This is a genomic window from Vibrio sp. MA40-2 (assembly GCF_047302445.1).
GTDB lineage: Bacteria > Pseudomonadota > Gammaproteobacteria > Enterobacterales > Vibrionaceae > Vibrio.
The window spans coordinates 1,375,502-1,402,332 of sequence record NZ_CP178628.1; the positions used below are offsets into that span (position 1 = coordinate 1,375,502).

21 protein-coding genes are annotated in these 26,831 nt (G+C 39.0%); 13 read left to right on the forward strand and 8 right to left on the reverse strand.

The window, feature by feature from the left end:
- Positions 1–131 precede the first annotated feature (131 nt).
- On the forward strand, positions 132–1,823 hold the full coding sequence (locus ACLKML_RS13935) for an AAA family ATPase (RefSeq protein WP_413285811.1): 1,692 nt from the start codon (positions 132–134) through the stop codon (positions 1,821–1,823).
- Positions 1,823–2,635 carry a general secretion pathway protein GspB gene (locus ACLKML_RS13940; protein ID WP_413285812.1) on the forward strand — a complete coding sequence of 271 codons (813 nt, stop codon included), beginning with the start codon at positions 1,823–1,825 and terminating at the stop codon, positions 2,633–2,635. The genes ACLKML_RS13935 and ACLKML_RS13940 overlap by 1 nt, the downstream gene beginning before the upstream one ends.
- A gap of 178 nt (positions 2,636–2,813) precedes the next feature.
- On the opposite strand, the gene ACLKML_RS13945 is transcribed toward ACLKML_RS13940, so the two are convergent.
- The 3 genes from ACLKML_RS13945 to ACLKML_RS13955 all read right to left on the reverse strand — a co-directional run bounded on the left by ACLKML_RS13945 (position 2,814) and on the right by ACLKML_RS13955 (position 5,648).
- Positions 2,814–3,425, reverse strand: a complete 612-nt coding sequence (locus tag ACLKML_RS13945; protein WP_413285813.1) for a TIGR04211 family SH3 domain-containing protein — start codon at positions 3,423–3,425, stop codon at positions 2,814–2,816.
- A 175-nt stretch (positions 3,426–3,600) separates the two neighbouring features.
- A complete protein-coding gene (locus ACLKML_RS13950) occupies positions 3,601–4,860 on the reverse strand; it encodes an inorganic phosphate transporter (protein ID WP_413285814.1) in 1,260 nt (419 codons plus the stop codon).
- Between the two features lie 107 nt (positions 4,861–4,967).
- The gene (locus ACLKML_RS13955) at positions 4,968–5,648 is read right to left on the reverse strand and encodes a TIGR00153 family protein (RefSeq protein ID WP_413285815.1); all 681 of its coding nucleotides are present in this window, start codon (positions 5,646–5,648) and stop codon (positions 4,968–4,970) included.
- Between the two features lie 206 nt (positions 5,649–5,854).
- Here ACLKML_RS13955 and ACLKML_RS13960 point away from each other — a divergent pair, with 206 nt between their 5' ends.
- Positions 5,855–7,372 (forward strand): CYTH domain-containing protein, encoded by a 1,518-nt coding sequence (locus ACLKML_RS13960; RefSeq protein WP_413285816.1) that lies wholly within the window; start codon positions 5,855–5,857, stop codon positions 7,370–7,372.
- A 201-nt stretch (positions 7,373–7,573) separates the two neighbouring features.
- Here ACLKML_RS13960 and ACLKML_RS13965 read toward each other — a convergent pair whose 3' ends face one another.
- Positions 7,574–8,323, reverse strand: a complete 750-nt coding sequence (locus ACLKML_RS13965; protein WP_413285817.1) for a potassium channel family protein — start codon at positions 8,321–8,323, stop codon at positions 7,574–7,576.
- A gap of 117 nt (positions 8,324–8,440) precedes the next feature.
- Between ACLKML_RS13965 and ACLKML_RS13970 the strand changes: the two genes are divergently transcribed.
- Both ACLKML_RS13970 and glnE read left to right on the forward strand, forming a co-directional pair.
- Positions 8,441–10,036 (forward strand): methyl-accepting chemotaxis protein, encoded by a 1,596-nt coding sequence (locus ACLKML_RS13970; RefSeq protein ID WP_413285818.1) that lies wholly within the window; start codon positions 8,441–8,443, stop codon positions 10,034–10,036.
- 165 nt (positions 10,037–10,201) lie between these two features.
- Positions 10,202–13,069 carry a bifunctional [glutamate--ammonia ligase]-adenylyl-L-tyrosine phosphorylase/[glutamate--ammonia-ligase] adenylyltransferase gene (glnE, locus tag ACLKML_RS13975; protein ID WP_413285819.1) on the forward strand — a complete coding sequence of 956 codons (2,868 nt, stop codon included), beginning with the start codon at positions 10,202–10,204 and terminating at the stop codon, positions 13,067–13,069.
- Between the two features lie 91 nt (positions 13,070–13,160).
- Here the strand turns inward: glnE and tolC are convergent, their stop codons facing one another.
- Positions 13,161–14,483, reverse strand: coding sequence for an outer membrane channel protein TolC (tolC, locus tag ACLKML_RS13980; RefSeq protein ID WP_413285820.1), 1,323 nt, complete (start codon positions 14,481–14,483; stop codon positions 13,161–13,163).
- 236 nt (positions 14,484–14,719) lie between these two features.
- Between tolC and nudF the strand changes: the two genes are divergently transcribed.
- From nudF to parC, 6 genes are all read left to right on the forward strand, one after another.
- Positions 14,720–15,328, forward strand: coding sequence for an ADP-ribose diphosphatase (gene nudF / locus ACLKML_RS13985; RefSeq protein ID WP_413285821.1), 609 nt, complete (start codon positions 14,720–14,722; stop codon positions 15,326–15,328).
- Positions 15,319–15,756 carry a DUF1249 family protein gene (locus tag ACLKML_RS13990; RefSeq protein ID WP_413285822.1) on the forward strand — a complete coding sequence of 146 codons (438 nt, stop codon included), beginning with the start codon at positions 15,319–15,321 and terminating at the stop codon, positions 15,754–15,756. The genes nudF and ACLKML_RS13990 overlap by 10 nt, the downstream gene beginning before the upstream one ends.
- Positions 15,757–15,872: 116 nt before the next feature.
- Entirely contained in the window at positions 15,873–16,691 is an 819-nt protein-coding gene (cpdA, locus tag ACLKML_RS13995; protein ID WP_413285823.1) for a 3',5'-cyclic-AMP phosphodiesterase, read from the forward strand.
- Complete coding sequence (gene yqiA / locus ACLKML_RS14000) at positions 16,691–17,290, forward strand: esterase YqiA (protein ID WP_413285824.1); 600 nt, start codon at positions 16,691–16,693, stop codon at positions 17,288–17,290. The genes cpdA and yqiA overlap by 1 nt, the downstream gene beginning before the upstream one ends.
- A 262-nt stretch (positions 17,291–17,552) precedes the next feature.
- The gene (gene parE / locus ACLKML_RS14005) at positions 17,553–19,433 is read left to right on the forward strand and encodes a DNA topoisomerase IV subunit B (protein WP_413285825.1); all 1,881 of its coding nucleotides are present in this window, start codon (positions 17,553–17,555) and stop codon (positions 19,431–19,433) included.
- Positions 19,434–19,436: 3 nt separating this feature from the next.
- Positions 19,437–21,719, forward strand: coding sequence for a DNA topoisomerase IV subunit A (gene parC, locus ACLKML_RS14010; RefSeq protein ID WP_413285826.1), 2,283 nt, complete (start codon positions 19,437–19,439; stop codon positions 21,717–21,719).
- A 72-nt stretch (positions 21,720–21,791) separates the two neighbouring features.
- Here parC and degS read toward each other — a convergent pair whose 3' ends face one another.
- The 3 genes from degS to zapG all read right to left on the reverse strand — a co-directional run bounded on the left by degS (position 21,792) and on the right by zapG (position 24,900).
- The gene (gene degS / locus ACLKML_RS14015) at positions 21,792–22,859 is read right to left on the reverse strand and encodes an outer membrane-stress sensor serine endopeptidase DegS (RefSeq protein WP_413285827.1); all 1,068 of its coding nucleotides are present in this window, start codon (positions 22,857–22,859) and stop codon (positions 21,792–21,794) included.
- 145 nt (positions 22,860–23,004) lie between these two features.
- Positions 23,005–24,372, reverse strand: coding sequence for a DegQ family serine endoprotease (locus tag ACLKML_RS14020; protein ID WP_413285886.1), 1,368 nt, complete (start codon positions 24,370–24,372; stop codon positions 23,005–23,007).
- A 93-nt stretch (positions 24,373–24,465) separates the two neighbouring features.
- Positions 24,466–24,900 (reverse strand): Z-ring associated protein ZapG, encoded by a 435-nt coding sequence (zapG, locus tag ACLKML_RS14025; RefSeq protein WP_413285828.1) that lies wholly within the window; start codon positions 24,898–24,900, stop codon positions 24,466–24,468.
- 166 nt (positions 24,901–25,066) lie between these two features.
- Between zapG and zapE the strand changes: the two genes are divergently transcribed.
- Positions 25,067–26,170, forward strand: a complete 1,104-nt coding sequence (gene zapE, locus ACLKML_RS14030; protein WP_413285887.1) for a cell division protein ZapE — start codon at positions 25,067–25,069, stop codon at positions 26,168–26,170.
- A gap of 232 nt (positions 26,171–26,402) precedes the next feature.
- A complete protein-coding gene (gene rplM, locus ACLKML_RS14035; RefSeq protein ID WP_171752644.1) occupies positions 26,403–26,831 on the forward strand; it encodes a 50S ribosomal protein L13 in 429 nt (142 codons plus the stop codon).

Below are 26,831 nucleotides of genomic sequence, written 5' to 3' on the forward strand. Positions count from 1 at the left end.
GGTGAGTTAGGCTTTACATTCTATCAGCCAGTGGTACTTTGCATAACAACAATTGGTCTATTTAGCTGTTCGTTTATTAAGTAATGGGTTTATTGAACATAAATGAACTATGACTCAACAGAGGGCCGTTAATGTATAAAGATTTTTTCGGATTTATTGAAGCTCCATTTTCGATAGTTCCAAGCTCACGATATCTATTTTTAAGTCGGCGGCATAGAGAAGCGATGGGGCATCTTCAAGCCGGACTGGGCGATGGTGGCGGTTTTGCTATGTTGACAGGAGAGGTTGGAACTGGAAAAACCACGGTATCTAAGGCATTACTCGCTTCATTTGATGAGAATGTGAAAGCTGGATTGATTCTTACACCTACGTTTTCTGAGCAGGATTTTCTAGAAGCAATTTGTGATGAATTTGCGATTGACTATTCACAACCGTCATCATTTAAACAGTTAACTCAAGGTATTCATCGATATTTACTGGATAATCACGCTAAAGGATATCAATCCTTGTTACTAATCGATGAAGCTCAACACCTTTCTACACAAGTACTAGAGCAGTTGCGTTTATTGACTAACTTAGAAACTGACACACAAAAATTATTGAAAGTATTGTTGATAGGTCAACCTGAACTGCAGATGAAACTGCAAACCAGTGAACTGAGACAGTTAGCACAACGTATTACTGGACGTTATCATTTATTGCCTTTATCAGAACAAGAGATTTCACAATATATTGAATTTCGTTTACGTATTGCAGGAAGTCAGCAAACTCTGTTTCATCGTAACGCCTTGAAAGTGATTGCTCAGTATTCTCAAGGTGTGCCTCGATTGATTAATTTAATTTGTGATAAAGCTTTGTTATATGCTTTTTATAGTGGGGAAAAACAGATTAGTGTTAATCAAGCTGAAAAGGCTTGCCAAGATGTGATGTCTTTCCAAGCACCGATAACCTTTGCTGAAAATGTACCTTCTAAAACTACAGTTGATACAGCTCAAGCGAGTAAAGTAACACCAAATGGCGTTACAACGGCCAATATTTCGAATAATACCAGAGCGAGCAATAACGTTACTTTTCCATTTCGTATTAGTGCGATGATATTTTCAGCCATTTTGCTTGGTTTGGTATTCAATTTCGAAGGAATAATTAGAGAGGTAATACGTTCTTATTATCCGCCTATTGCTGTTGTCGAGCAAAGTATGCCAAAGCGTATCTATGATATTGACCATGAATTAGAATCCTTTATAGAAAACAGTCAAAATCCAATTGATGCAATGATGGTTTTATATCGCATGTGGGGTATAAAAGCATCGATTCTAGATGCTGAATGTAAAGATAATTCTCCTTTTTTTTGTGAACGTCATGATGGTGATTTGCAAAGTATCGTCGCTCAATCAAGACCAGCCGTTTTAACATTACAAAGTTCGAACGGCCCTTTTTTTGCGGTATTATATGGCGTTTATCAAGATAAGATTGAATTACTCAATGCCAAACAACGGGTGTCGCTGCCAATAGAATGGTTGAACAATCATTGGTCGGGTGAGTATCAGACATTATGGTACAGCGAAATAGATCAAGTATTAAAAGTCGATAGTAATGGGAGATCGGTACAAAGATTGGATGCTTTACTTGCGAAAGCCTTGCAGACAAACAAAACAGATAGCTCAATTTTTAATACACAATTAGAAAACCGAGTAAAAGCCTTTCAGGTTTGGCAAGGGATAACTTCAGATGGCATTGTTGGCCGAAATACTTTAAAGCTACTCGATTTGATAACAACGGACTTTGCACCTAAATTAGTTTTTGTTAATGAGGCAGCCAACTAATGCCTGAGTCAATAAAAGAAAATTTGTCATCCGAAGTAAAATTGAATGGGCAGGTTAGGAGTTATACGTTTCCTAGGTTAGTGTTATTCGGCTGTGTGTGTGTGCTACCAGCTTGCCTTGCCGTTACGTATTTGGGCTTTCAGGTTCATCAATCATGGCAGCAAGATATTGCACAAGCCAATCAGACTCTTCGTAAGCAAAAAGAGCTACAAAGTAAACCTAAAGTTTCACCTGTCGAGTATTTAAATTATCCAGAATTTGAATCTTTGAAGTTATTGTCTGAGTATAAATTGGCGCAACAGTTAGTGGCTACAGAACAAGATTCTTCAATTTTACAACCTGAGAACGTTAGTAGCCGATTAACAGAATCGAATGAACATACCCCGACTTCAACGGAACAACAACCTTCAATTTATGATGATTTACCAATGGACAATTGGGATTTGAATTCGTTAGATTTGAGCGGCCTCTCTCCTGAATTAGCTTCAAAAGTTCAAGGTATTTTGGACGAAGAGACATTACTTGATCAAGGCCAGCTACCTGAGGTCGACAAAAATAATGAAGGAAGAACGTTTGAGTTGGTTAATTATTCGGATAAGTTTAAAGGCCAATTACCAGCCATGAATTTGCAAACGCATATGTACTCCAGCCGTGAACAAGGGCGCTGGGTGAAAATTAACGGTGTGGAACTCCATGAAGGGGATTGGCTGAATAAAAGTATTCAACTGCTAACTATTACACCAAGGTACATTACGATAGGGTTTGAAGGCGACATTATAGAAATTCCAGCACTCTATGAATGGCAAGGGTAAACGGTTGGTATTTGACCGCTAGTGAACAGGTAAAGTCGTTCAGATTAAAAATAATAATAGTGAAGGGATGAGTAACAAAGGTGACAGATAAAAAGTAAAAGGTCTCGATACGGTTTATCGAGACCTTTTATTTAGTATGTAATGAGCTTAAATTAAAATAGATTTAATTAAAATAGGTTTACGCCCAACCATTTGGTGCTTTTTTACGACGTGGAATAATGTGAGGAAGAATTAATCCAAGCAGTAAACCAACACCAGCTACACCACCGCCATACATAAAATATTTCAGCAATAAATCTTCTTTTTGAGTATCTAATTTGGCTCTCAGCTCTCTGATTTCTGCTTGAGAACTGGTGAGCTGTTGGTCCATATCGTTGTAACTAAGCTCAAGTTCAGCAATACGTTTATTACGTAAATCTAAGGACTGAACCAATTCAGATTTCTGTTCATCTGAGCTTTTTTGAGCATTAGCCAATTTTGTTTTTACGCTTGCAAGTTCTTTTTCCAATATAGGTAGACGCTCGGCCATACTTGCTTGGCTTGTGATAAAACGACTTTCCACCCAACCTTTACGACCTTTTGTATCGACAATTTGGCTGTATTTATTTTTTGAGTTGACATCTATTAACTCTACTTTGTCGCCTGCATTGACGCTCCCTATAATACGAAACTCATTACTTGGACCTGAATGCATATAGGTGAACAAGTTGTCTGCTATGTATCTCGATGCAGCGAATGCATTTGGTATAGAGAGGCAAACAAATAAAACAACATAAAGCAATTTTTTCACAGTGTATCCCTTACAAAACGATGAGGAATGTCTACCTCTTATTTCGTTGAGCCATTATTCGAATATTCCAATGAGAGAATAGTAAGAATTTTAGACCGTTCATGCAACTAACAAGGCACGTCTATGCGTGCCTTTTATTAGTTTTGAATCAAATATGACCTAACTCTAACATGAGTTAGATAAATATTGCTTCCAGAATATAGAAAAATATAATCGCTAAAATAGCGCCGGCTGGCAATGTCACTACCCAAGATACGACAATATTTCTAACCACGCCTAAATTTAGTGCAGCAATGCCACGCGCAAAGCCGACACCTAAAACCGCACCGACTAAAGTTTGTGTGGTTGAAATCGGTAAACCTGTACCCGAGGCTAATACAACAGTGGATGCGGTGGCTAATTGAGCGGCAAAGCCACGACTTGGAGTTAATTCTGTAATCCCGGTTCCTACAGTCGCCATAACTTTATGTCCCATAGTGGCTAAACCAACCACAATGCCAACTCCACCAAGTGGTAATATCCACCAAGCAATGGCACTTTTTGACGTGATTTCCCCCATATTTTCTATGGTAGAAGCGATAGCAGACAGTGGACCAATAGCATTGGCTACATCATTCGAACCATGCGCGAATGCCATTGCACAGGCTGTAATAACCATTAATGTACTAAATATTTTTTCTACACCAGCAAAACTGTGGTCATCTTTATTGGCTTCGAATTTTTTGCCAATATAAATATAACCACTAATCATTACTAAAGCGGATACCGCTATTGCCCATCCCCAAGCTTCAAACCCAGTTAGGTGTAATCCGATATGTTTTAAGCCTTTTTTAATCGTAACTAAAGCGATAACTAACGTGGTGATAAACATGTAGACAGGAACAAAACGTTTGGCATTTAAAAGAGGTGTTTCGGTATCAAAAATGAGCTTCTGCGCGGTGACAAAAATATAATAAGCAATGACACCAGAAATTAAAGGCGTAACAATCCAACTGCCGACGATCCCTTGTACTGATTTCCAATCAACCGCTTCAGAACCGACAGAAACAACAGCAAAACCAATAATAGCACCAATGATGGAATGCGTTGTTGAAACAGGCCAACCTCTAAATGAAGCAAGTAATAACCAAGTGCCAGCAGCTAGGAGAGCTGACATCATACCAAAAACGAGAATATCAGGTTGGCTTTCAAATAAAGACGTATCTATAACGCCTTTTCTAATCGTGTCCGTTACTTCTCCACCAGCAAGATAAGCACCAGCGAATTCAAATATCATAGCGATAAATATCGCTTGTTTTACCGTAAGTGCTTTTGAGCCGACAGATGTGCCCATTGCATTGGCCACATCATTTGCACCAATACCGATGGCCATTAAAAATCCGAAAAATGCCGCGATAATAATAAGGACAGTGCCGTAATTAGCGAGGATATCCATGGTTATACCTTAGTTTATTAGTAAGTCAGAGATTAAGTGAAGCACAGGCTTTCTATGCCAACTTTATTGCACTTAATAGAATCTGCTTTTACAAAGTGACTGAAAAATTATGAACGAGAAAGCATAAGCTCTAAACGATTACCGACTCGCTGAGCTTGGTCTGCTATTTCACCGACCCATTCAAGAATTTTGTACATAAACATGATGTCAATTGGATTGTAATCATGTTCAATGGCCATTAATTGTTGGCGCAATTGAACTTGCATTAAATCCGTATCGTCTTCGATAACATCTAATTGATTGATCATCTCAGCCACTAAATTGACTTCTCGACCTTTGAATCCTGTTTCCAAAAGTTCATCGAACTCTTGAACAACTTTATATGCAAGGTTTGCAGCATCGATGCAACGTTTCACATAAGAGATAAAATTATCGTTGATGGTCTGTGGAATGTTCAGTTTGCGTCCAATAACGCGCCCTGAAATATCTTTGGCTAGGTTAGCCAGTTTGTCTTGTTGAGTAATAAGGTCCAACATGTCGGTACGATCGACAGGCATAAACAAACCGCTAGGAAGTTTTAGGCGAATTTCTCGCTTTAAAACATCGGCTTCTTTCTCTAGTTCAGAAATGCGTGTACGAATCGTCTGTGCTTTTTCCCAGTCACCTTGATGACAGGTTTCAAAAAACTCGACAAGATAAGAACAACATTCATCTACAACCGCTACATGTTGTTGTAGTGGTTTTATTGGGGATTTTGCGAACAACCCCATAATTGTATTTACTGGCATAGTGATTAAACCTAAAAATAGAACCTATATAAACCATAGACTAAAATAATATATGATTGCTTAGGGCTATAAAGTGGCGCATGTTAACCTAATAAATTGACCAATAAAACTGATTTAGATCATCTAGACGGTTAAATTTCGATCTTGCGGTCAACAATAATAGGCAATATCCTGTGTAAGTCTACTTTGAAAGGTATAAATAGCGAATGGAAACCGAGATAGAACTGAAGTTTTTTGTAGCACCTGATTTTTCTGAAAAGCTACAACGAAAACTAGCTGAAATAAAAATTCTTCAGAGCAGTCGTAGGGAGTTAGGCAATATTTATTTTGATACTCAAGACAACTGGTTACGTCAGCATGATATCGGCTTGCGTATTCGACGCTTTGATGAAGTTTATGTGCAAACGGTAAAAACAGCAGGAAGAGTGGTTGCCGGGTTACATCAAAGACCGGAATATAATGCCGAACACAGCAGTAATGAACCTGATTTATCGTTACATCCTCAAGATATTTGGCCAGATAATAAAACTGTCGAACTGCTTCAAAAAGAAATTGCGCCGATTTTCTCAACCAATTTCACCCGTGAGCAGTGGTTAGTTGGAATGGTTGATGGCAGTCAAATTGAAGTGGCCTTCGATCAAGGTGTTGTGGTTGCAGGTGAGCATGAATCTCCTATTTGCGAAGTAGAATTAGAGCTTAAATCAGGACAAGCTGACTCGCTATTTACGCTTGCGCGCAGCTTGGTTGATGAAGGTGGAATGCGACTAGGTAATTTAAGTAAAGCCGCTAGAGGATATCGTCTCGCTCACGGTTATGAGGGCGATGAAGTGAAAACACTAGCTCTTGTTAATACCAAATTAGAAGATAGTGTTGAAACTTGTTTTATCAATTCAATTGAACATGCTTTGTCTCATTGGCATTACCATGAACAAATTTATTTTGAACATCCCTCTCATCAAGCTCTGTCGGAAATTAGCAATGCAATCTCTTTTATTCGACAGATATTATCCGTGTATGGTGAAATTGTGCCGCGTCGAGCTAGTGCGATTTTACGTCAAGAACTCAAATGGCTAGATGAAGAGTTATCTTGGTTAAAAGTAGCAGACTATGTTGAAGGGTTGTGTGACGATAAAGGCCATGTGTTACGCAAACTTGATGCGCAAAAATTGTTGTTAAGTAAATTGAAACAACGTGAAGAGCAGTTTCCTAATCAAGATGAAATGACAGCGTTATTTACATCCTCTCGTTATACTGGGCTTTTGCTGGATTTAAGCCGTTGGTTGATGGCAAGAGGCTGGCATCCTTTTCTCGATGAAAAAGCAAAAGAAAAAATGTCGGAAAAGATTAAATTATTCTCTCAGCATCAACTTGATCGTATTTGGACCGAGCTAATTGAATCGTTCCCTCCTAATAAGCCTCTTACTAGAGATGAATACATAGGTGAACGTTATAAGTTAATGCGAAGCCTCTATTCGGGGATCTGTTTTGCATCAATCTATAACATTGAACAAAGAAATAACTTTAGAATGCCATGGAATGATTTGTTACACGGCATAGATGATTTGTTAATGTTACAACCACTGCAATCATTACTGAATGAATTAGAACAAGCCGATAAAAATCAATTAGAGAGATGGATTGATCGACAAGAATCATCCATTTTGCATGCGATGGAGCAAACTAGAGCGATGGGGATAGAAGTACAACCGTATTGGAGGAACTAAAATAGGGTTATTCTATTACTAAACAGAAATTATTCCGTTACTAAACCAAAATTAATACTCAGCTTTGCTCTTTTTATGTCATTAAATAAAGAGGACAACACCAAAAATAATTAAAGCTGAGTATCGGTATTGTCTTATTGTCCTATTTAATTGCCAAGACTATTAATATTTTTAACATGCAGTAATGTTACATCGTATTTTTTATTTTTTTTCCAGGTTTTTGATTTTTTCTGTTAGTAATTTTTGCTCTTTAATGAGCTGTATGAGCAATTTGTTGTTTTCGTCTAGCTGTGCGTGTGGCGGCGTTCCATACTTTGGACTGGTGATTAGTGACGTGATCAAACCTGAGATCATACCGAATATACCAATGCCACATATTAGAATAACAGAAGCAATTATTCGTCCTAAATCGGTGGTAGGGTAATGGTCGCCATAGCCAACTGTTGAAACCGTTACGATAGCCCACCAAAGTGCATCTCCCATACTGTTGATATTTGTGCCTATTTTTCCTTGCTCAGCAAAAAGTATGGCTCCTGAACCTACCGTCAATAACAACATCAACAATAACAAGATTGAAGCTACTGTCGCTTCCTTTCGATTTTTATTTATCTGCGAAAAGATGTTTTTTCCTGAACGAATGACTCGTATAACCCGCAGTATTTGAAAGATACGCGCATATCGAAGAGGCTCAATTAGAGGGATGCTAGCTAAGTAATCTATCCAATGTTGCTTAAGAAATTGTTGGCGATCATTTGACCTAAATAGATCAATACTGAGCTGTAATAAAAAAAGACTACAGATAATAGTGTCAATGCCGATAAGCAATGAATAGGTCTCTGGGTTATGATTGAAAAATAGCAGACCTGAGATCACAAATAATGATAAAAAAGACAGAACTAAGGACATTAATCCCATAGGTTTTATTTCATTTTTGTTATTATGTTTTTTCATTCGATGCTCAAATTAAATATAAATTACGTGGATTTCGTTATCGCTTTATGGCAACGAAGCTACACTAAAAGCTAGGTTAGTGGATCGAGTCTTATAAGAATACGTGGAGAATATAGAATGGCAAGTATCACCTTCAGGCCGTGGGAAAGAGTAATAACAGATATTAGATTAGTACCTAAATTATTTATACTGATGATTTTTAGTACAATTTTGATTATCTCTAAACAATTATGGGATGCTCGCACGTTCTACCATTCTGCTACATCTATTCAAATAGAACAAATTGCAATTAGAGCGGAATCTATCGCTAGCTTAATTGATTCTATTTTATCAAACTCAGATAAAAAGGAGTTGGAAGCAACGATAAAAACCAGTAATAAGCAAATTAATAATGAATACTTTACTTATTTTGTCGATTTAGATAGCGGAGACGTGACTGGTCATCCCGATTTTTCTTCTACCAATTTAATGACTTCATCGCTAAGTGACGGACGTCCTTTAAAGCAATTTTTTGCCCAATTATCAACTTCAGAGAGCTTTGAGTTGGCTGATGGGGAAAGGTTTGAACATGCTATTAAGTTAAATAATGCCAATTCAGTATTAGTGGTATCTCAAAATTCTGATGTTGCACAAAGACACTATGATGCATACATGAAGAGTGTTGCACTTCAAACGACATTCATGATTATTATCTTTTTGACTATCTTACTCGGTGCAGCAAAAATCATGCTACGTCAGACTAACTACATTACTGATGTTATTAAAGGAATGGCTAAAAAAGACCTTTCAACACCTATCATGATGGATTGCAAAGATGAATATGGAGATTTGGCGAGAGAGTTAGAAAAAACGAGAGTTCAACTGCAAGATGTTATTAAAACTCAAGTACAAAGTTCGGAAGAATTGTCTAGTTTGACTGAAGTGATGGCCATTAGTATGGCAGAAACAAAAGAGTCAGCAAAAGAAGAATTTAATGAGATAGACCAACTTGCTACCGCCATGAGTGAAATGACAAGTACGGTCCAAACTGTTGCCGACCATGCTAAGAGTGCTTCACTAGTGACAGAACAAGCGCAAGGGCAAGCGAAAACAGGCCAACAGTTTGTATTAGATAGTATTCACAAAATGAAAGAGCTATCGGCTGATATAAGTAAATCTGCTGAAGCGGTTAATCAAGTAGAAATCCGAGTTGATTCAATAAGTAGCGTTGTAGGCACAATTCAAAATATATCGGAACAGACTAATTTGTTGGCTTTAAATGCCGCGATAGAGGCAGCGAGAGCCGGTGATGCTGGGAGAGGGTTTGCTGTTGTTGCTGACGAAGTTAGAAACCTGGCACAAAGCACTCAAAAAGCGACGGTAGAAATTCAAGATATGATCACGCAATTGCAAAATAGCGCCAATTCAGCTGTAAATATGATGGAAAAGAGTGTCGTGGAGGCGGCAGATGGTGCTGATTTAGTCAGTAGTGCTGGGGATGAACTGAGTGGAATTGTTGATCAAGTGACTAATATTAATGATATGAACTTTCAAATAGCCAGTGCTGCTGAGCAGCAAAGTAGTGTTGCTGGTGAGATGAGTCAGAATTTAACCAATGTTAGAGAATTAGTGGAAGCTTCCGTGTTAGTTGTTTCAGAATTACTCGAAATGTCAGAAGAAATGCAGCGTAATGCTGAGGAGTTAGGCGGGAAAATTCAGTCGTTTGAAATATAATATATTCATAGAAAGTGGACTGATAAGACTCGATATTTAAAACAGACTTGCCAGTAAGGTCACTTATCCTCACTTTAAAAGACTCGCTCAGTTTTAGCGGGTCTTTTTTATTGTTAGAGTATAGCTAAATATTTCGTTGCTTATTAGTCACCACAAGGAAATCAGATGCAATTGCCCGATCATTTACTTTCAGAATTTGAAACATCGTTTGCACAGATTAGTGAAGAAGGACAGTGTGTCATACAGTCCTGGTCTGCTTCTATGAGAGAGAACCTGAAAAGCGTGGTGATTCTGAGCCAGTTTGTTTGTGAGTCACTTAGCCAAGATGTTGAACTTGTTCACCAACTCCCTGAGATGCTAGCGGAAGAATCTCGGGCGGAATTGTATCGAGAACGATTGGCTACCTTACTTGAACATTGCCACGATGAAAATAGTGGGCTCAGAGTGTTGCGTCAATTTAGGCGTCGAGAAATGGTCTATATTGCTTGGCGAGATTTTTCTAATAGTTGGCCGCTTGATGATAGTTTAAATCATATTTCTATGCTTGCGGAAGCGATGATTTTTGAAACCTACCGCTGGCAATATCAGTTATGTTGCAAAGAATGGGGGACACCTTGTAACCAAGCTGGCGAAGCTCAACCTATGCTTATTATAGGAATGGGTAAGCTTGGTGGTGGCGAACTGAATTTTTCATCTGATATCGATCTTATCTTTACTTATCCTGAAAACGGAGAAACTCAAGGTGGAAGAAGAAGCCTTGCTAATGCACAATTTTTTACTCGCTTAGGACAAAGGATCATAAAATCACTAGATCAACCGACCTTCGATGGGTTTTGTTATCGGGTTGATATGCGTTTGCGTCCTTTTGGTGAAAGTGGTCCTTTAGTCATGAGTTATGCAGCCATTGAAGATTACTACCAAGAGCAAGGGCGAGACTGGGAACGCTACGCAATGGTTAAAGCCCGAGTTATGGGCAGTGAAATGTATCCGCAATATCAAGAATTAAGACAGATGTTACGTCCATTTGTCTTTAGGCGTTATATTGACTTTAGTGCGATTCAATCACTTAGAAGAATGAAATCGATGATATCGAGTGAAGTTCGACGTCGAGGTTTAAGTAACAATATTAAACTTGGGGCAGGAGGGATTCGAGAGATCGAGTTTATCGCTCAAGTATTTCAATTGGTCCGAGGGGGGCGAGAACCAAGTTTACGTGGTAGAGGGTTACTCGAAACGCTTACTGCCATAAAAGAGTTGGATTTGTTAGAAATTGCAGAAGTAGAACAGCTCGAAAATGCTTACTGTTTTTTAAGAAGGCAAGAAAATTTGTTGCAGGCCATGGCTGATAAGCAGACTCAAACCTTACCTGAAAATGAAGTGGATCAACTTAAACTGGCATTAGCAATGGGCTTTGAGTCTTGGAATGAAATGTTGCTGCAGACCCAACAACATATGCAATCAGTGCATGTAATCTTTGAGCAATTGATAGGAGAAGAGGAAGAAGAATCTTGCGCGGTTGCTAAATACTTCTGTGAGCTCTGGGATATGGCTCATGAAACAGAGGTAATAGAACATGTTCTAACGCATGATTTGGCGAGAAAACAACCGAGCCATGAAGCAAGAATAATAATCGGTTTTAAAAATGATCTCGTGAAAAAGACATTAGGGCCAAGAGGACGTGAAGTTTTAAATAGACTGATGCCTAAAGTATTTCATGCGATATTTGAACATAAAGATGCGGAGTTTGGATTACCTCGTGTACTTCACCTGTTAAAAAATATTGTTACTCGAACCACTTACTTAGAATTATTTGATGAACACAATGCGGCATTAACTCAGTTAGTTCGGCTTTGCACTGCCAGTCCAATGATATCTGAGCAGCTTAGTCGATACCCAATATTGCTTGATGAATTATTAGATCCTAACCATCTATATAACCCGGTGCCTCCTGAATCTTATCGTGCTGAATTACGTGATTATTTAGCTCGGATTCCTGAAGATGATATGGAACAACAGATGGAAGCATTGCGCCAGTTTAAACAAATATGCATTTTAAAAATTGCCGCTGCAGATATTGCAGGCGTACTACCGGTTATGAAGGTAAGTGATCACCTGACTTTTCTGGCCGAAGCCATTGTAGAAGCCGTAATCAATCAGGCTTGGCTGCAATTATCAGAAAAGTATGGCGAACCGACACATTTACGCAATCGAGAAGGTAAAGGCTTTGCCGTTGTCGGTTATGGTAAAGTTGGAGGTTGGGAGCTGGGCTATAACTCTGATTTGGATATTGTTTTTTTACATGACAGCCCTGCAGATGTGTACACCGATGGTAAAAAAGAAATCGATGCAAGACAGTTTTATTTACGCCTCGCACAGAGAATAGTGCATATCTTTTCAATCCGAACTCCATCGGGTATTTTGTATGAAATAGATACTCGATTAAGGCCATCTGGCGTTTCTGGTTTATTGGTTAGCCCGACAATGGCTTTTGATGAATACCAACAAAATGACGCATGGACATGGGAGCATCAAGCTTTAGTGCGAACTCGATTAATTTATGGTGACACTGAATTAGAACAAACGTTTAGTGATATTCGTCATCGAGTTATGTGCAAGGAAAGAAATGCAGCAACCTTAAAGCGAGAAGTGGTTGAGATGAGAAGTAAAATGCGTAACCACTTAGGTAACAAAAAACCGGGACGCTTTATGCTAAAACAGGATAAAGGCGGTATTACTGACATTGAATTTCTAGCTCAATACTTAGTGTTAAACTTCAGTGATAAATACCCAGAGCTCACTCGTTGGTCAGACAATGTTCGAATCTTCGAGTCTTTAGCAAGTGAAGGTTTAATCAGTAAAGACGAAGCGATAAGGTTAAATCATGCCTATACCTCGTTGAGAGATGAGATCCATCATAGGAATTTACTTAATCAAGACGCGGATGTTGATGAAACACGATTTATTGAGGAGCGTGCCTGTGTGCAAGAACAGTGGGATAAGTGGTTAAGTGAGTCATCTATGAGTGAAGGTTAGGCCTAAGATAGTGACATTTTAGACGATGAAAATAAAAAGATTGGCGTAGGCCAATCTTTTTATTTATCGCATTTTATTTTTCTTTACTATCTTATTTCTTCGCTGTGTTTGCTACTTTCAATGCAGAGTTTATATTGATGATCTCTTGTTCGCTGAGGGAGCCTGTCGCATCACGTAAATTTAAAACGCTAATGATATAGTTGTATCTAGCGTCAGATAAATTTCGATTTGCATCGTATAAACGACGAGTTGAATCCAATACATCTACAATAGTACGTGTACCTACATCAAACCCTGCTTCTGTTGCTTCTAATGCCGATTTAGCAGAAACCACAGATTGTTCGTAAGCACGAATAGTACCAATGGTGGCATTAATATTATTGTTTGAACTACGAACGGTAGTAACGATGCTACGGTAAGTGGCTTCTAAATCTTCACTGGCAGCAACATAATTATATTCCGCTTGTTTCACCTGAGAAGTAATATCTCCACCGGTGTAAAGTGGAACCGACAAATTTAAGCCAATATTAAAAGTGTCGGAATTGTAATCACTACTTGATGATGCACTGTTATGGCGATCAGTTAATGAATACCCACCATCTAATGTTAGTGAAGGTAAGTGGCCAGAACTAGCTAATGATATGTTATCTCTAGCAATATCTTGAGAAATTCTAGCAGTTAATAAAGTTAAATTTTTAGTTTGCGCCATCTCTAAAAGTTCTTGTGGAGACTCTAGCGTTTTGGTCGCTGAGAACGTCTCGGTATTAAGAACGTTTAAATTTGTGTGTTCACGGCCTGTGATCTCACGAAGTAATTCATAGCTGTTTATCAGATCGTTTTCACTAACTACTTCATTGGCTAATACACTATCGTATTCAGCCTGAGCGTCATGTACATCAGTAATAGCTGACAAACCTACTTCAAAACGTTGTTTAGTTTGTTCTAATTGTCTTGCTACCGCTGCTTTTTCTGCGCGAACAAATTCTAAGCTGTCTTGTGCTCGTAGTACTTCGAAGTAAGCAGTAGAAACTCTAAGGATCAAATTCTGCTGTTGAGCAGCGTAAGCCGCATCAGATTGTCTGGCTAATTTCTCAGCAGTATCTAAAGTGATCCAGCTTGAGCGTTGATAAAGCTCTTGAGAAAATCCTATCCCTGCTGCGAAGACATTATATTGTGAACTGTCATAGTCACTACGATTAATATCATAACTTGCGGTAAGATCAATTTGCGGTAAAAGTGTTGCGCGGCTAGAATTAATCGCTTCAAAAGCTGCGTCACGTTGGGCAGCAGAACGAAGCAGGGTTGGATCATTATCTTTAGCTAAATTATAAATTTCAGCAAGATCATCAGCAAACGCTAATGTTGACGTGGTACCTAGTGCGACGCTGATAAATAGAGGAAGCAGCTTATTCATTTTATGTATTCCTGCCTTAATTAAGGATCGATTCTTCAAGAGTTTAACCTAAGTTGGGACTATTTTGTGCTAATCTTTATGCTTTTTTACACTTTATTGTACGCTCGTGCAATAAATTAGATGTAAATTAAAATAAAAATTTAAATTTTATTAGAAATTTTGAGACATATCATTGGTGTCAAAGTTGCTCTATGATTAAATACTCAGTTTAACGTCTTTATTAAGAGAGACACGTGATGAGACAGCAGTTTAAATCAGAAGATGTACAAATTATGTCGAAAGAAACGCTATTTAAAGGCTTTTTTCAGATGATTAAGTACACCTTTAAATACAAGTTGTTCAATGGTGGTTGGAGTCAACCAGTAGAACGTGAGCTTTTTGACCGTAGCCATGCTGCTGCAGTGTTACCTTACGATGCTACTAGAGACGAAGTGGTTTTGATTGAACAGATTCGTGTTGGTGCGTTGGAACACGCTCATCCTTGGCAGTTTGAAATCGTTGCTGGGATCATCGATACAGACGAAGATGCAGAAGGCTTGATTCGACGTGAAGCAATGGAAGAAGCCGGTTTAGACGTTAAAAAAGTACAATCAGTGGTGAGTTATTATCCTTCTGCTGGTGGTTGTTCTGAAAAATTAGACGTGTTTGTTGGACAGGTTAGTACTTTAGGCGCTGGTGGTATTTACGGTTTAGAGTATGAAAATGAAGATATAAAAGCGCATGTTGTCAGCCGTAGTGAGGCTTATTCAATGATCGAAACCGGTAAAATAGAAAATGGTGCCTCTATTATTGCTTTGCAATGGTTAGAGCTAAATTATCAGAGGTTACAACAACAATGGCAGTAATTGTTTCAGGTAAGCCGTATCACGTCGATCTTGCGGGATTAATGCGAATTTACGAAACCAATTATGCCAAGTTGAATGCGCTATTACCTTCTCAACCAGTAGTTGGTGATATTCGTTCATATCAGGTTGCTAAGATTGCCTATCAATTGGAAGTCAGTGAAATAACTAAATATACGACAGTGATTGATGTCAGCCAATGTGATGTTGAGCCTATATTTCCTTTACCAAAAATGAAAGTTAGGTTGTATCACGACGCTAGGGTTGCGGAAGTGTGTGCAAGTGAACAGATTTCTAGAGTACAACCCCGTTATGATTACCCCAACACTAAAATGATGCAGAAAGACGAAAAGTTCCAGTTAAATCAATTCTTAAGCGACTGGCTTTCTTTCTGTTTAAAACATGGTATTAGTCGTGCACCTCTTTTTTGAGTTCACTCTTAATTCATGTTTGAATATAACAAGTAAAAACTATAATAAATAACTATAAGTAAAGTGATGCATGAGAATACGGTTTAAATTAGGCAAGAGAAGTTAGGTTTAATATTTTGAAGATATCAGCAGCCGTAAAAAATGACAGCATAAGCGTTTTGCAGATTACTGACCCTCATTTGTTTTCAGAAGCAGATGGGTGTTTGTTAGGTGTTAATACTCTGGATAGTTTTCATGCTGTTATAGAAGAGATCAAGGCTCAAGATATCGAGTTTGATGCAGTGTTTGCAACAGGTGATATATCTCAAGATCACTCTATTCGTTCATATCAGAGGTTTGAACAAGGTATTACCCAGTTAGGTAAACCTTGTTTTTGGCTACCTGGTAATCATGATTTTAGACTCAGCATGGATAGCATCATTCCATCCGAGCATGTTTATGACAATACTCACTTATTAGCAGGGGAATATTGGCAAATTATCTTGTTAGATAGCCAAGTTAGTGGTGTCCCTCATGGGCGTCTTTCAGAGAGTCAACTCAAGTTTCTAGACAGCCAGTTAGCTCAAAATGAAAACCTGCACACATTAGTTCTAATCCACCATCATCCAGTTTTAGTCGGTAGTGAATGGTTAGATCAGCATACTCTGCATGACGCAGACATGTTATGGGGTGTGATTGAAAAACATAATAATGTCAAAGCGATATTGGGTGGTCATGTACATCAAGATTTTAATCAGCTGGTTGGGGAAGTAAGAGTGATGACCACGCCGTCTACTTGTGTCCAGTTTAAACCGAATTCTAAAGACTTTGCGTTAGATACCGTTTCACCTGGCTGGCGAATTCTACAATTATTTTCTGATGGCAGAATAGAAACCCAAGTACAACGCTTAGCAAATGGCAAATTTACGCCAGATTTTAGTGCAGGAGGTTATTAGTGAAACCCTCTTTACTTCTTTATCTGCATGGTTTTAATAGCTCTCCACAGTCGTTAAAAGCTAATCAAATGAGAGCCTATTGCGCAAAAAATCGTCCCGATATTAAAGTACTTACTCCACAACTACCCTGTTTGCCTGAGCAAGCAGAAGCCTATCTTGTTGAACTGGTAGAGCAACATAAAGGGTCTTACCAGATTGGTTTAGTTGGTAGCTCTTTGGGTGGGTATATGGCAATTTGGTTAAATAGTTTGTATCGGTTTCCTGCGGTATTAATTAATCCAGCGATTAGACCTTATGAACTGCTGCAAGATTATTTAGGCGAGCAAATTAATCCTTATACTAATGAGCGATATGTTTTGCAACAAGAACATGTAGAGCAACTTAAATCCTTGGATGTGCAAACGGTACATGAACCGTCCAAATTTTGGTTATTGCAGCAAAAAGGTGATGAAGTATTAGATTATCATCAAGCCGTAAATAAGTTTTCTGAAGCCAATGTATCTTCTAGCGCAAAACTAACGGTTGAAGAGGGCGGTAACCATAGCTTTATTGGCTTTGAACGTTATCCACAACGGATAGTAGAGTTTTTAAAACTTTAATCTTTTTTGTCGTTCAAACATCGCCATTTCATAATTAAAACACCATTATTTCATGGGGCAAGCATCATAAATTTTGCATCCTATGAGTAATGGACTTGACATCTGGGCCCTTGTTCCAGACTATGTTCTATTGAATTTACTCTGTATGAAACAATCGGTTTTATAGCAAAATGTCAATTTCATCGGCTTGTAGCCAAATAAATGTAAAACCTGATTCTTTTATAGCAAAGTACTCCTAAACTTATAAGACTATTTCCGTATTATGACTGAACAATATAATGCTGGAGCCATTGAGGTTCTTAATGGCCTAGAGCCGGTACGTCGTAGACCTGGGATGTATACGGATACCGTTCGCCCTAATCACTTAGGGCAAGAAGTTATCGATAACAGTGTGGACGAAGCACTGGCTGGTCATGCATCCAAAGTGCAAGTTATTCTTCACGCTGATCAATCTTTAGAAGTGATTGATGATGGGCGTGGTATGCCTGTTGATATTCACCCAGAAGAGAAAGTTTCTGGTGTCGAACTTATCCTCTGTAAATTACATGCTGGAGGCAAATTTTCCAATAAAAGCTACCAATTCTCAGGTGGTTTGCATGGCGTTGGTATTTCGGTTGTTAATGCCCTTTCTAAAAGAGTTGAAGTCACCGTTAGACGTGATGGTCAAGTCTTTGATATTGCATTTGAACACGGAGATAAAGTTTCCGACTTAACGGTTACAGGTACCTGTGGTAAACGCAATAGCGGAACCAGTGTTCATTTTTGGCCTGAGCCAAAATATTTTGATTCGAGCAATTTTTCTGTCAGTAAACTGATTAATAATTTAAGAGCTAAAGCGGTACTTTGTCCTGGATTAGAAATTGTTTTTACTGACAAAGTAAATGGTGATGTACACAAATGGTATTATGAAGATGGTCTTAAAGATTATCTTTCTGAAGGGGTGAAAGGTTATACCCTATTACCTGAAGAGCCATTTACGGGGGAGTTTTCCTCAGAAATTGAAGGTGCTAGCTGGGCAATTATTTGGCAACCAGAAGGTGGCGAACAGATAACCGAAAGTTATGTGAATTTGATCCCGACAGCCCTCGGTGGTACGCATGTGAATGGTTTGCGTCAAGGATTATTGGATGCCATGCGTGAGTTTTGTGAGTTTCGAAACCTACTTCCTCGTGGTGTTAAATTGACTGGCGATGATATTTTTGATCGTTGTTCCTACGTACTTTCTATTAAAATGCAAGATCCTCAATTTGCGGGTCAAACCAAAGAGCGTTTATCTTCAAGACAATGCGCTGCTTTTGTTTCTGGTGTTGTGAAAGATGCATTTAGTCTCTGGTTAAACGAGCGTCCTCAAGTTGCGGAGCTGATGGCAGAAATGTGTATTTCGAATGCACATAGACGTATGCGAGCTAGCAAGAAAGTAGTCCGTAAAAAAGTGGCATCAGGTCCCGCTTTACCCGGAAAATTAACCGATTGCTCGGTCCAAGACTTAAGTCGAACAGAAATATTTTTTGTCGAAGGGGATTCAGCTGGAGGCTCGGCCAAACAAGCACGAGATCGTGAATTTCAAGCGATAATGCCGCTGCGAGGCAAAATACTGAATACGTGGGAAGTGTCTGCTGATCAAGTTTTAGCGTCTCAAGAAGTACATGATATTTCAGTTGCGTTAGGTATTGACCCTGATTCCGATAATCTTGATACACTTCGCTACGGTAAAGTGTGTATCTTGGCTGATGCGGATTCAGATGGTTTGCATATTGCAACGTTACTCTGTGCTTTGTTTACTCGCCACTTTAGGTCGCTTGTTGCCAATGGGCATGTATATGTCGCGATGCCGCCACTATTTAGAATCGATTGTGGTAAAGAAGTTTTTTATGCACTCGATGAAGATGAAAAAGAGGCAATACTAGAACGGCTGAGTAAGAAAAAAGCCAAGATTAATGTTCAGCGATTTAAAGGGTTAGGTGAAATGAACCCGTTACAACTTCGTGAAACAACCATGGATCCAAATACTCGTCGCTTAGTACAGCTTACAATCGATGATGATGAACTTACCAATCAAATGTTAGATATGTTACTAGGTAAAAAGAGAGCGGATGACCGCCGTACTTGGTTGCAAAGTAATGGCGATTTAGCTGAGGTTTAATGAATGTCGACTGAAATAACTTATGAAGGCATTGAACAAATGCCGATGCGCAAGTTTACCGAAGACGCGTATCTGAATTATTCTATGTACGTTATTATGGACCGCGCATTACCTTATATTGGTGATGGCTTAAAACCGGTTCAAAGACGTATTATTTATGCGATGTCCGAATTGGGACTGTCTGCTTCTGCAAAATACAAAAAATCTGCGCGAACCGTTGGTGATGTATTAGGTAAATACCATCCTCATGGTGATTCTGCTTGTTATGAAGCAATGGTTATTATGGCGCAGCCTTTTACTTATCGATATCCTTTAGTGGATGGACAAGGCAACTGGGGTGCACCCGATGATCCTAAATCATTTGCCGCAATGCGCTATACCGAATCGAAATTATCTAAGTTTGCAGAAATATTATTAGGCGAGCTTGGTCAAGGGACGGTGGATTGGCAACCAAACTTTGACGGCACAATGAAAGAGCCGTTAATGTTACCAGCACGACTGCCTCATATTCTACTCAATGGTATTACCGGAATTGCGGTAGGAATGGCAACCGATATTCCGCCGCATAATGTTCGTGAAGTTGCCAATGCTGCTATCCATGTTTTAGAGAATCCTAAAGCGGATTTACCCGCTATTATGGAACATATTAAAGGGCCAGATTATCCAACAGAAGCCGAGATAATATCTCCAGCTAGTGATATTGAAAAGATTTACAAGACGGGTCGCGGCAGTATTAAAATGCGAGCGGTTTGGCATAAAGAAAGTTCAGATATTGTTATCACTTCGCTTCCTCACCAAGTCTCTGGGGCGAAACTTCTCGAACAGATAGCGGCTCAAATGCGAGCCAAAAAGCTACCAATGGTCGATGACTTGAGAGATGAGTCAGATCATGAAAACCCAACTCGAATTGTTATTGTTCCACGTTCAAATCGTATTGATTGCGATCAATTAATGAATCACCTGTTTGCTTCAACCGATTTAGAGAAAAACTTCCGTGTTAACTTGAATATGATCGGTTTAGATAATCGTCCTCAAGTTAAAAGTTTACTGCAAATTTTATCTGAATGGGTTGAATTTCGTCGTTCGACGGTACGCCGTCGTTTGCAGTATCGATTAGATAAAATTCTTGCTCGTCTACATATTTTGGAAGGTTTGTTGATAGCCTATCTTAATTTGGATGAAGTCATCGAAATCATTCGTACCGAGGATCACCCTAAAGCGGTATTAATGGAGCGCTTTGCTCTCTCAGAGATTCAGGCTGATGCTATTTTAGATACGAGGTTACGTAACCTTGCGAAGCTTGAAGAGTTAAAGATTCGAGGAGAGCAGTCTGAATTAGAAAAAGAGCGCGATAAATTGCAGTTGTTGCTTGGCTCTGAGCGTAGAATGAATACGCTGTTGAAAAAAGAGATTCAAGCTGATGCTGATAAATACGGCGATAATAGACGTTCACCATTAATTGAGCGAGGTGAGGCGAAAGCGTTGACCGAGCGCGATTTGATTCCGAGTGAGCCTATTACGGTTGTTTTATCAGATAAAGGTTGGATACGACACGCAAAAGGCCATGATGTTGATGCGAGCAGCTTGAATTATAAATCGGGTGATAGCTATCTCGCGCATGCTTGTGGTAAGAGTAATCAACAAGCCGTTTTTCTTGGAAATGATGGCCGAAGTTATTCGTTAGAATCTCATTCGTTACCTTCTGCTAGAAGCCAAGGTGAGCCAATTACTGGCCGTTTGAATATTGCTGAAGGTACGTCTATTCGTCAAGTAGTTATGGGCGAAAATGAGCAGTTGTGGTTAGTGGGTTCTGATGCAGGTTATGGTTTTGTTTGCAAAGGGTCGGATCTTTTATCTAAGAACCGCAGTGGTAAGGCTTTAGTTAATTTACCTGCTAATTCAGAAGTGTTAACACCAAAACCGGTAGAAAATATCGATCTAGATCAAATCTTAGTCATCACTAATCAAGGTCGAATGTTGATATTCCCAATTAAAGATCTTCCACAATTAGGTAAAGGTAAAGGGAATAAAATTATTAATATTCCTGCAGCTAAAGCTAAAGCAAGAGAAGAGATAGTGTCTCATTTAATATCACTACCTCAAGGTGCTTCCGTTACTCTTTATGCAGGGAAGCGAAAAATGGGCTTAAAACCAGCCGATTTGGAGAATTTTAAAGGGGAAAGAGGGCGCAGAGGAAGTATCTTACCGCGTGGTCTGCAACGGGTAACTAACATTGAAATTGATGCAGTGGGATCTGACGCTCAATTATCGGATACTTCTGAGTAACCGTTAACTAATATTACAGCAAAGGGTAATATACCCTTTGCTCGTTCCGCAAGCTTGACTCTGATTGAGCGATTATTCTTGATCGACCACTTCACCCACAATAACCGGTACAGACATGGTTTCCCCATCTCTAAGTAAAATAACCTCTACTGTACTACCGGGTCTCAGATCGGCAACAATATCCATCACACTTTGGCGACCAATTATTTTTCTATCATCAATACTTAACAATACATCATTCTTTTTCAGTCCAGCTAAGGCCGCTGGGCCTCCGGGATCGATACCCAATACAATGATAGCACCAACATAATCACCGCCTAATAATCGAGATGTCATAGTATTGACATCTTGGCCATCAACACCAATATAACCGCGTATAACTCGTCCATCAGCGATGATCTTTTGCATGATTTTATTGGCTAAGGTGTAGGGGATAGCAAAAGAGATACCATAGGTTTCTAGGTCTGTTGCTTGTTGAAATGATGCGGTATTAATACCGACAAGTTCACCATGTGTATTGACCAGTGCTCCTCCAGAGTTACCTCTATTGATAGCGGCATCGGTTTGAATAAACGCTTGCCTGCGATCGGCGCTAATAGAAGAACGTCCTGTTGCGGAAATAATACCGAATGTTGTCGTTTGGCCGAGATTATAAGGATTACCAATAGCCAGAACGATATCGCCTACTTTAGCTTGGTAATCTGGATTAAGTGGAATAGTGGGTAAATCAGACATTTCTATGCGTAAAATAGCCAAGTCTGTGCGTTGATCTTTACCAACAAGTTGCGCGTCTGCAATGCGTCCATCTTGCAGGGCTACAATGATTTGATCGGCTTTCGCGATTACGTGAAAATTAGTAATGATATAGCCTTTATCACTAACAATGACACCTGAGCCTAATCCTTGTGTTTTTAGTGTGGTGCGATCTTCTGCTGTATATTTTCGGCTATAAATATTGACTACAGCGGGCGCTGCTCTTTGAACCGCGTCACTAAAAGAGACTCGGATATCTTGTATATCGGTCACTTTCTCTACGATATCTTCTGGAATAATATTGGAACGTAAAGAAGGAACTGCGAGTAATATGATTAGTGCAGTTACCAAACCTAAGCCGATAGAACGTAATAGAAAATTCAGCATGTATCCCCTAATGCTGTAAAGCAAAACGTGAAACCAATTACAAAAAATCAACGAGTAAAGGGCTAAGGATACAGAGAGGTGTTTACAAAAGATAGAGAAGATTACAATGTAACCTTCTCTAATAGAGTTATTTATAGGGGTTTAATTATCTCACAACAAGATAAAGAGTACGGTCTCCACGCTGAATATTAAGGGCTAGAACGCTTGGGTTTTCTTCCAAAATGGTCCTAAATTCACCTAGGTTATGTACCCTCTGACGATTTATACCAACAATAATATCGCCTTCTTTTAGTTGAAAGGAGTCAGCTTTAGAGCCTTTTTCAATTGCGGTTACTTTTACGCCTTCAACAGTATCGGCTGAACTTGTATTCGCCAATTCTGCACCTTTAAGACCTTCATGTAGAGAGTCTGCTTTAGTTTTACTGTCAGAGGCCTCACCAAGGGTTACATCAAAAGTTTTCTCTTTTCCATCCCTGATAACGCCTAAAGTGATCTCTTTTCCGGCACCAAGTGTGGCAACTTTTGCTCTTAATTCGCTAAATGTACGTATTTCTTTGTCATTGATTTTGATGATGATATCACCAGCTTCAATCCCTGCCTTATCTGCTGCACTATCTTGAACAACTTGGCTAACGAATGCCCCTTTACTATTTTCATAACCAAGTGCTTCGGCTAGTTCGGATGTCACTTCCCCACCTTGTACACCTAACATTCCGCGCTTAACTTCACCAAATTCTAAGATCTGTTCTGTCAGGTTCGCGACCATATTGGATGGAATAGCAAAACCAATACCAATATTACCGCCATTTGGTCCCAGAATGGCAGTATTGATACCAATTAGTTCCCCTTTTAAATTGACTAGAGCGCCACCAGAGTTACCGCTATTAATAGCAGCATCGGTTTGGATGAAGTTTTCAAAATTTTCAATATTTAAGCCACTTCGGCCCAGTGCTGAGACAATACCGGAAGTGACGGTTTGGCCTAAGCCAAACGGATTTCCTATTGCCACGCTGAAATCACCTACTCGTAATTTGTCAGAGTCAGCGACTTTAATTTGCGTAAGATTTTTGGTCGACTCCAACTTAAGTAAGGCAATATCAGACATTTCATCACCGCCGATAAGTTCTGCGTCGTATTCTCTACCATCATGGAGTTTGACTCGAATTTTATCGGCGCCTTTTATCACATGATAATTGGTTACGATATGGCCTTTTTTCGAATCAATAATCACACCAGAGCCTAAGCCTCTAAAAGGCCTCTCTTGAAGTTGTTCTGATGGAAAGTCGGGGCCAAAGAAAAATCGAAACGATTCAGGGATTTGCTGCCGTGAAACTTGTTTTCCTTCTACTGCTATACTGACTACAGCAGGGGTCACTTGCTCTAACATTGGAGCAAGACTTGGCAATTGTTCACTACCTATAGTGAGGGGAAGTGCTGCGGTTGCAGATATCGGTGTGACGATAGTGCCTAAACTTAGAGCCAATACACTTAACGAAAGTATGTGCTTTTTCATCATTTACTCCTCTTTCTTGTTATGAAGTGTATGACTCAAAAACTTGACTCTAGTTCAAAATAACCTAAAAAATATTTATTAATTTTTTACATTCTATTGCGGTGCTTTAACCGCTTCAGGTGCTTCAATAATTTCTTTCTTCTCCGGAGTTAATAATCCTGTTGCCCCTTTTGCATAATCTTTGGGTTGAGATTCTTCCGTTGTGTCTGTTGTATTTTCTTCCATTTGAGTCAGTTTTTTATCGAAGGGTTGATCTTGAACGGGTAAGTTTGCTAATAGTTCAGAAGAGGTATTGGCTATATGTTGATATAGCTTGGTGTAATCTTTACCTAATACATCAAGTAATTCAGCGGTCGTTGAAAAGTGATCGGTTAGTTCTTGTCGTTGTTGTTCTAACTCGAATTTAGTCGATGCCAGTTCTGTTTTTATCTGTTGATGTTTTTTGTATTGAGGGGTTTTTATACGCGATATAATAATACCTAAAATCGCACCTACTAAAAGGCCTACAACTGCATATATCCACGGCATAACAGCTCCTTTAAAATGGTCTAAGTTAACATGTTGTTTACATACAAATTACACATATCCTTTCCCCATGTTACTATGAGTACGCCATAGGATAAAGTAGATACGTAGTAGAATGGTGTTTGTCGTAGCAAATAAGTTTAGGTAGCCAAGGAAGTTAATGAAGTTAATGACGCCGTTAGAGAAATATGAAAAGGATATTCAAGAATTTGGTTTTCAAGTTGATGAGGCACAACAGATAGCGATACGTCACCTTGAGCAGTTATACCAAAATTATACTCTGTACTTGAATACACCTTTACCTAAAATCAGCCATTTTCAAAAATTATTAAGAAAAAAGGTTGAGAAACCCAAATTACCTAAAGGGCTTTATTTATGGGGGGGAGTAGGTAGAGGAAAAACCTATTTAATGGATACGTTTTGTGAGTCCGTTAACAGTGAGCGGGTTATGAGAGTGCATTTTCATCGATTTATGCTTCGAGTACATGATGAATTGAAAGGGGTAGTTGATACTAGTGATCCTTTAGAGGCTGTCGCTGATATTTTTAAAGCTGAAACCGATATTATTTGCTTTGATGAGTTTTTTGTTTCTGATATCACTGATGCGATGATTCTGGGTACATTATTTAAAGCCCTTTTTGAAAAAGACATTGTGCTGGTCGCGACATCAAATATCCCACCTAAAGATCTGTATAAAAATGGTTTACAACGTGCCCGTTTTTTACCAGCTATCGATTTGATTGAAACTCATTGCCATATTCTTAATGTAGACAGTGGTATTGATTACCGATTGAGAACATTGCAGCAGGCCGAAATTTACCATTCGCCACTTGATGATACAGCTGAATATAACTTAAATACGTATTATGGGCAGTTAACTTCGGATGGTAAAAGTACTCAGTCAACGATTGAAATTAACCACAGAAGTGTGCCTATCAGAAAAGCCTGTGACGGGGTTATTTTTGCGAGTTTTGAACAATTGTGTCAAACAAATCGCAGCCAAAATGATTATATAGAAATATCTCGTTTGTATCATACGGTGTTGTTGTCTGGGGTTATTCAAATGGATGCTCAGAATGATGATGCAGCTAGACGTTTTATTGCATTAGTAGACGAATTTTATGAGCGACATGTCAAACTAATTATTTCTGCTGAAGTGAAAATGGAATTGCTTTATGTCTCTGGTCGATTGGAGTTTGAGTTTAAACGTTGTTTGTCTCGTTTAATAGAAATGCAAAGTCATGAATATTTAGCGAGGGAGCATTTAGCATAACGCCTGTATTGAAGTGAAATAATATAAAAAAACTTGGCGGATTTTTCAAATAATAGATGATTTTTTCTTCGCACTTCTCTATAATCCTGCGACCCACCGTTACTGCAGGTCTATTTATTCCAAAATATGGCCGAGAGTGCCAACACTCGAAGGGGTGATGATATGGGCTCTTAGACAGTGGGAGTATAACTACTCCTTGTGTGTAAAACTAAATTAATGGGTTATTATTAGCATGAAAACTTTCGTTGCTAAACCAGCTACTGTAAAACGTGACTGGTATGTTGTAGACGCTGAAGGTAAAACTCTTGGCCGTCTTGCAAGTGAAATTGCATCTCGCCTTCGTGGCAAGCATAAAGCTGAATACACACCTCACGTAGATACTGGTGATTATATTATCGTTATCAACGCTGAGAAAGTTGCTGTAACAGGTAACAAAGCTAAAGGTAAAGTGTATTACCGTCACTCTGAGTTCCCTGGTGGTCTAAAATCAATCACTTTTGAAAAACTGATTGATAAGAAACCAGAGATGGTTCTTGAACTTGCTGTTAAAGGTATGTTGCCACGTGGTCCTCTTGGCCGTGCTATGTACCGTAAGCTTAAAGTTTACGCTGGTGCTGAGCATAACCATATCGCTCAACAACCAACAGTATTAGACATCTAA

Bases quoted from the DNA above. Each gene is read 5' to 3' on its own strand.
- rplM (WP_171752644.1), top strand. From the start codon at position 26,403: ATGAAAACTTTCGTTGCTAAACCAGCTACTGTAAAACGTGACTGGTAT.
- ACLKML_RS13990 (WP_413285822.1), top strand. From the start codon at position 15,319: ATGGCAGTAATTGTTTCAGGTAAGCCGTATCACGTCGATCTTGCGGGA.
- ACLKML_RS13970 (WP_413285818.1), top strand. From the start codon at position 8,441: ATGGCAAGTATCACCTTCAGGCCGTGGGAAAGAGTAATAACAGATATT.
- nudF (WP_413285821.1), top strand. From the start codon at position 14,720: ATGAGACAGCAGTTTAAATCAGAAGATGTACAAATTATGTCGAAAGAA.
- glnE (WP_413285819.1), top strand. From the start codon at position 10,202: ATGCAATTGCCCGATCATTTACTTTCAGAATTTGAAACATCGTTTGCA.
- degS (WP_413285827.1), bottom strand. From the start codon at position 22,859: ATGCTGAATTTTCTATTACGTTCTATCGGCTTAGGTTTGGTAACTGCA.
- tolC (WP_413285820.1), bottom strand. From the start codon at position 14,483: ATGAATAAGCTGCTTCCTCTATTTATCAGCGTCGCACTAGGTACCACG.
- parE (WP_413285825.1), top strand. From the start codon at position 17,553: ATGACTGAACAATATAATGCTGGAGCCATTGAGGTTCTTAATGGCCTA.
- ACLKML_RS13960 (WP_413285816.1), top strand. From the start codon at position 5,855: ATGGAAACCGAGATAGAACTGAAGTTTTTTGTAGCACCTGATTTTTCT.
- zapE (WP_413285887.1), top strand. From the start codon at position 25,067: ATGACGCCGTTAGAGAAATATGAAAAGGATATTCAAGAATTTGGTTTT.
- ACLKML_RS13955 (WP_413285815.1), bottom strand. From the start codon at position 5,648: ATGCCAGTAAATACAATTATGGGGTTGTTCGCAAAATCCCCAATAAAA.
- ACLKML_RS13935 (WP_413285811.1), top strand. From the start codon at position 132: ATGTATAAAGATTTTTTCGGATTTATTGAAGCTCCATTTTCGATAGTT.
- ACLKML_RS14020 (WP_413285886.1), bottom strand. From the start codon at position 24,372: ATGAAAAAGCACATACTTTCGTTAAGTGTATTGGCTCTAAGTTTAGGC.
- ACLKML_RS13965 (WP_413285817.1), bottom strand. From the start codon at position 8,323: ATGAAAAAACATAATAACAAAAATGAAATAAAACCTATGGGATTAATG.
- ACLKML_RS13950 (WP_413285814.1), bottom strand. From the start codon at position 4,860: ATGGATATCCTCGCTAATTACGGCACTGTCCTTATTATTATCGCGGCA.
- zapG (WP_413285828.1), bottom strand. From the start codon at position 24,900: ATGCCGTGGATATATGCAGTTGTAGGCCTTTTAGTAGGTGCGATTTTA.
- parC (WP_413285826.1), top strand. From the start codon at position 19,437: ATGTCGACTGAAATAACTTATGAAGGCATTGAACAAATGCCGATGCGC.
- ACLKML_RS13940 (WP_413285812.1), top strand. From the start codon at position 1,823: ATGCCTGAGTCAATAAAAGAAAATTTGTCATCCGAAGTAAAATTGAAT.